Source organism: Methylobacterium sp. A52T (assembly GCF_053346095.1).
The window spans coordinates 1-5,877 of the sequence record NZ_JBKFBI010000221.1 but is presented as its reverse complement, the minus strand read 5'-3'; the positions used below and the strand labels follow the sequence as shown (position 1 = coordinate 5,877).

The 5,877-nt window shown below is 70.6% G+C and carries 5 protein-coding genes and 1 pseudogene; 5 read left to right on the top strand and 1 reads right to left on the bottom strand.

Annotated elements, in window-relative coordinates; translation table 11 throughout:
- Positions 1-108 (top strand): annotated as a pseudogene (locus tag ACLBYE_RS29120) (IS630 family transposase); the annotation flags it as partial.
- Between the two features lie 39 nt (positions 109-147).
- Here the strand turns inward: ACLBYE_RS29120 and bhcR are convergent.
- Positions 148-1,008: an HTH-type transcriptional regulator BhcR gene (gene bhcR, locus ACLBYE_RS29115; RefSeq protein ID WP_447696826.1), complete on the bottom strand. Its 861-nt coding sequence runs from the start codon at positions 1,006-1,008 to the stop codon at positions 148-150.
- Positions 1,009-1,195: 187 nt separating this feature from the next.
- Between bhcR and bhcA the strand changes: the two genes are divergently transcribed.
- The 4 genes from bhcA (at position 1,196) to bhcD (ending at position 5,666) form a co-directional block, all read left to right on the top strand.
- Positions 1,196-2,386: an L-aspartate--glyoxylate aminotransferase BhcA gene (gene bhcA / locus ACLBYE_RS29110; protein ID WP_447696825.1), complete on the top strand. Its 1,191-nt coding sequence runs from the start codon at positions 1,196-1,198 to the stop codon at positions 2,384-2,386.
- A 10-nt stretch (positions 2,387-2,396) separates the two neighbouring features.
- The gene (gene bhcB / locus ACLBYE_RS29105) at positions 2,397-3,356 is read left to right on the top strand and encodes a beta-hydroxyaspartate dehydratase BhcB (protein WP_447696824.1); all 960 of its coding nucleotides are present in this window, start codon (positions 2,397-2,399) and stop codon (positions 3,354-3,356) included.
- Positions 3,357-3,375: 19 nt separating this feature from the next.
- Positions 3,376-4,533: a 3-hydroxy-D-aspartate aldolase BhcC gene (gene bhcC / locus ACLBYE_RS29100; RefSeq protein ID WP_447696823.1), complete on the top strand. Its 1,158-nt coding sequence runs from the start codon at positions 3,376-3,378 to the stop codon at positions 4,531-4,533.
- Between the two features lie 167 nt (positions 4,534-4,700).
- Positions 4,701-5,666, top strand: coding sequence for an iminosuccinate reductase BhcD (bhcD, locus tag ACLBYE_RS29095; protein ID WP_447696822.1), 966 nt, complete (start codon positions 4,701-4,703; stop codon positions 5,664-5,666).
- Positions 5,667-5,877: the final 211 nt, after the last annotated feature.

Here is a 5,877-nt window from a genome sequence, read left to right as displayed (position 1 = left end):
ATCAGCGACCTCTGGGACACGATCCGACGAGCCTTCAGACGCTTCACGCCAGCCGAATGCCGCCGCTATCTCGCCGCCGGAGGCTACGACGCATATGATCCAATATGATCGGATACCGCTCTAGGTCGCGCCTCGCCGCACCACTGGTCAGTCCTTGTCGGGCTCGCCCGGCGCGTCGGTCGTCGCGGTCATCGTCGCGGCGGGCGCGCCGAGGGCGCGCGAGACCGCGGCGGCGCCTCTCCGCACCCGTTCGCCGATCGCGCGCAGCTTCTCGTCGGACAGCCGGTGCGTCGGCCCCGACACCGAGATCCCCGCGATGGCCTCGCCGTGGACGTTGAGGATCGGGGCGGCGACGCAGCGCATCCCGATGCTCCGCTCCTCGTCGTCGATCGCGTAGCCCCGGCGGCGGGTCGCCTCGACGTCGTCGCGCAGCTGGTCCAGCGAGCCGATGGTCTTGTCGGTGAACCGCGCGAAGGTCTTTCCCCGGAACAGGCGCTCGGTCCGGGCCGGCGCGTAGGTGCTCAGCAGAGCCTTCCCGATGCCCGACGCGTGCAGCGGCGACAGGGAGCCCGGCGGGAAGAAGGCGCGGATCGTCTCGTGGGTCTCCACCTGGCTGACGAACAGGACGTTGCCGTCCTTCTCGACGCCGAGATTGGAGGTCTCGCCGGTCTCCTGCATCAGCGTCCACATCATCGACCGGCTCCGCTCGACGACGTTGTGGCGGCGCAGGAACGCCGATCCGAGCCGGTAGGCCTCCGCACCCACGTGCCACTCCTGCTTGTCGGCGCTGATCTCGACGAGGCCGCGGCGCTCGAGCGTCGCGAGGACCCGGTGCATGGTCGCCACGGATTGCTCGAGCCTTCCGGCCAGCTCCGAGAGCGTCAGCCCGTCGCCGTCCGCCAGGACGTCGAGGACATCGAGGGCGCGGTCGAGCGCCTGGATGGTCGCCGTGGGCTTGGCGCCGCCGAACCCCTTCGGCCGCCCGCGCCGCCGGTTTCCCGAATCCATGGCGTCCTCGCCTTCGCCGACCCCACCCCTCCCTAGGGTGGAAAAATTTTTCTCACAACGGAAAAAGGTAAGGCGTTGCCACGGCGTGCCTTTTCGCGCCTCGCTCGTTGATGAAAAAGTTTTTCAAGAAAATATCAATACGGGATCGGCGGTGCTATCGTTCCCGTATTGGAGGAGAGCGCCGCCGATGTTCGCACAGAATCCCGTCTTCATTCCCGGCCCGACCAATATGCCGGAAGTGCTTCGCCGCGCGGCCGACATGCCGACGCTGGATCACCGGTCGCCGCTGTTCGCGCAGATCCTTCATCCGGCGCTCGCCGGTGTGAAGAAGGTCCTGAAGAGCGAGGACGCCGAGGTGTTCATCTTCCCGTCGACGGCGACGGGCGGCTGGGAGACCGCGCTCTCCAACACGCTCAGCGCCGGCGACACGGTGCTGGCGGCGCGCCACGGCATGTTCAGCCACCGCTGGATCGACATGACCCGCCGCCACGGCCTCGATGTCCGGATGATCGAGGCGCCGTGGGGGGAGGGTGTTCCGGCGGACCGCTTCGCCGAGGCTCTCGCGGCCGACAAGGCGCACCGCATCCGGGCCGTCCTCGTCACCCACAACGAGACCGCGACCGGGGTCCGCTCGGACGTCGCCGCGGTTCGCCGCGCCCTCGATGCCAGCAACCATCCCGCCCTGCTGCTGGTCGACGGCGTCAGCTCGATCGCGTCCATGGATTTCCGCATGGACGAGTGGGGCGTCGATGTCGCCGTGACGGGCTCGCAGAAGGGGTTCATGCTGCCCGCTGGCCTCGCCATCGTGGCCTTCTCACCCAAGGCCATGGCCGCCACGGCGACGGCGACGCTGCCGCGGACCTATTTCGACATCCGCGACATGGCGAAGGGCTACCCCAACGGCGCCTATCCCTACACGCCGGCGGTCGGGCTCCTGAACGGCCTGAAGCTATCGACGGAGCTGCTCCTGGCCGAGGGGCTCGACACCGTCTTCGCCAGGCACCGCCGCATCGCGGACGGAATCCGCGCCGCCGTCGCCGCCTGGGGCCTGGAACTCTGCGCCGCGCGCCCGGACCTCTACTCGGACACGGTGAGCGCGATCCGCACCCCGGAGGGCTTCGACGCCACGCGGATCGTCACCCACGCGGCGCGCCACTACGACGTCGCCTTCGGGGTGGGTCTCGGCGAGGTCGCCGGGAAGGTCTTCCGCATCGGCCACCTCGGCAGCCTCACGGACGTGATGGCGCTGTCGGGGATCGCCGCGGCCGAGATGGCGATGGCCGATCTCGGCCTGCGCGTCGCGCTGGGATCGGGGGTCGCGGCCGCGCAGGCGGTGTACCGCCGCGCCCCGGCCGCCGCCCTGCGCGCCGCCGCCTGAGGGGAGCGCCATGGACAGCGCCCTGATCACGCCCACCCTCGACGACGTTCTGGCCGCGCACGAGCGCATCCGGCCCTACATCCACGAGACGCCGGTCCTGACCTCGCGGATCATCGACGAAGCGGCCGGCGCGCAGCTGTTCTTCAAATGCGAGAACCTGCAGAAGGCCGGCGCCTTCAAGGCGCGGGGCGCCTCGAACGCCGTCTTCAGCCTCACCGACGCGCAGGCCGCCCGGGGCGTGGCGACCCACTCGTCGGGCAATCACGGCACCTGCCTGTCCTACGCGGCGGGCCGGCGCGGCATCCCCTGCACGGTGGTGATGCCGCGCACCGCGCCCCAGGCCAAGAAGGACGCCGTGCGCGGCTACGGCGGCCGGGTGGTGGAGTGCGAGCCGTCCACCTCGTCGCGCGAGGCCGTCTTCGCCGAGGTCGTCGCCGAGACCGGCGCGGAGTTCGTGCACCCCTACAACGATCCCCGGGTCATCGCCGGGCAGGCGACCTGCGCCCGCGAGCTGATCGCGCAGGTCCCGGATCTCGACGCGGTGATCGCCCCGATCGGCGGCGGCGGCATGGTGTCGGGCACCTGCCTGACGCTGGCCGGGCTCGCCCCGCACATCGCCGTCTACGCGGCGGAGCCCGAGCAGGCCGACGACGCCCATCGCAGCCTGAAGGCCGGGCGGATCATCGCCGACGACGCGCCGGTGACGGTCGCGGACGGGCTCAAGGTGCCGCTGAAGGACCTCACCTGGCACTTCGTCCGCCACCACGTCGCGGATATCCTCACGGTCTCCGAGGCTGAGATCGTCGCGGCGATGCAGCTGATCTGGAAGCGGCTGAAGATCGTCATGGAGCCGTCCAGCGCCGTCGTCCTGGCGGCGGTGCTGAAGAATCGCCCCGTCTTCGCGAACAAGCGGGTGGGCGTGATCATCACGGGCGGGAACGTCGATCTCGACGCGCTGCCCTGGCAATAACGGGAGGCCCACGATGCACATGAACGCCCGATCCGCCGATCTCGAAGTCGGCTTCGACGTCCCCGCGCTGCCCGGCATGCGCGAGGACGAGATCCAGACGCCCTGCCTGATCGTCGATCTCGACGCGCTGGAAGGCAACATCCGCAAGATGGGCGACTACGCCAAGGCGCACGGGATGCGCCACCGCGCCCACGGCAAGATGCACAAGTCCGTCGACATCCTGAAGCTCCAGCAGAGCCTCGGCGGCGCCTGCGGCGTCTGCTGCCAGAAGGTCTCGGAGGCGGAAGTCTTCGCCCGCGCGGGCATCAAGGATATCCTGGTCTCGAACCAGGTACGCGACCCGGGCAAGATCGACCGGTTGGCGCGGCTGCCGCTGCACGGCGCCCGCATCATCGTCTGCCTCGACGACGTGGCGAACGTCGCCGACCTCTCGGCGGCGGCGCAGCGGCACGGCACGCAGCTCGACTGCTTCGTCGAGATCGATTGCGGCGCCGGCCGCTGCGGCGTGCGGACGACCTCCGAGGTGGTGGCGATCGCCCAGGCCGTCGCGGCCGCGCCGAACCTGCGCTTCGCGGGCCTCCAGGCCTACCAGGGCGCCATGCAGCACATCGACGGCTACGAGGAGCGGCGGGCCAAGCTCGACGCGGCCATCGCCCAGGTGCGCGACGCCGTCGCGGCGCTGAACCGGGAGGGCCTCGAGCCGGAACTCGTCAGCGGCGGCGGCACCGGCAGCTACTATTTCGAGGCCGGATCCGGCGTCTACAACGAGCTGCAATGCGGCAGCTACGCGTTCATGGACGCCGATTACGGGCGCATCCGCGACCGGGACGGCAACCGCATCGACGCGGGCGAGTGGAGGAACGCCCTGTTCATCCTCACCAGCGTGATGAGCCACGCCAAGGCCGACAAGGCGATCTGCGACGCGGGCCTGAAGGTGCAGTCGGTCGATTCCGGCCTGCCCTTCGTCTTCGGCCGCGACGACGTCAAATACATCAAGTGCTCGGACGAGCACGGGGTGATCGAGGATCCCGAGGGCCGGCTGAAGGTCAACGACCGGCTCCGTCTCGTCCCCGGCCACTGCGATCCGACCTGCAACGTCCACGACTGGTATGTCGGCGTCCGCAACGGCCGGGTCGAGACGCTCTGGCCGGTCTCGGCCCGCGGCAAGGCCTACTGACGCACCCTGCACACCGTCCGTCATCGCGCCGTCATCGCGCCGTCATCGCGCGCGCGGCGCGGCGATCCGGGGACGCGCCTCGACGGGACCCGCTGCCCTGGGTCGCTTCGCGACGCCCGCGATGACGGGGGCGACATGCCGGCTCACGAATTGAGGACACATCCGCGATGATCATCGTTCCCGAGCACGCGATCGACGGGCTGTTGACCGAGGCGGAGTGCTTCGGCGCCGTCGAGCAGGTCTTCGCCTCCATGGCGCGGCGTCGGGCCGGCAACTTCCCGGTCGTCCGGGAAGCCATCGGCCACGCCGACGCGCTCTACGGCTTCAAGTCGGGCTTCGACCGAGACAGCCTCGCGCTCGGCCTCAAGGCCGGCGGCTTCTGGCCCGGCAACGCCGCGAAGGGCCTGACCAACCACCAGTCGACGGTGTTCCTGTTCGACGCCGATACCGGCCGCTGCCGGGCCGTCGTCGGAGGGAACCTCCTCACCGCGCTGCGCACGGCCGCGGCCTGCGCCATCTCCGTCCGGCACCTCGCCCGCAAAGATGCGCGGGTGCTGGGCATGATCGGCGCGGGCCACCAGTCGGCGTTCCAGCTGCGCGCCGCGCTGGCGCAGCGGCCGTTCGAGCGGGTCCTCGCGTGGAACCTGCATCCCGGCATGTTCGGCCGGATGGAGGCGGTGGCGCGGGAGCACGGCGTGCCGTTCGAGGCGGTCGACCTCGACCGGCTCGGGGCCGAGGCCGACGTCGTCGTGACGATCACGTCCTCCTTCGCGCCGATCCTGAAGGCCGCGCAGGTCCGGCCGGGCACGCACCTCGCCTGCATGGGGACGGACACGCGCGGAAAGCAGGAGGTGGAGGCCGAACTGCTCGCGGGCGCGACGGTCTTCACCGACGAGGTCGCGCAGTCGGTCAGCATCGGCGAGGCGCAGCACGCCGTCGCGCGGGGGCTCCTCGCCGCGGATTCCATCGTGGAGATCGGGGCGGTGATCAACGGCGATCACCCCGGCCGCGTCTCGGAGTCCGAGATCACCGTCTTCGACGGCACCGGGGTCGGGCTGCAGGACCTCGCGGTCGCCGCGGTGGCGGTCGACCGCGCGGTGGCCAAGGGGCTGGCGACCGAGGTGGATGTCTGACCAGCTCGGCGGGCGCCGCCCACGGGTGCGAGAACGCTGACGCCGATGAAGAGCGCGACGCGCCCCCTCTCCCGTGCGGGAGAGGGTTGGGGTGAGGGCTGAGAAGTCTCAGGATCGAGCCCGAGATCGACGCGCCTCGTCCGGACAGACCTGATCCCTCACCCTGTCCCTCTCCCCCACCGGAGAGGGGGCGCGCGCCCGATCCTGGGGC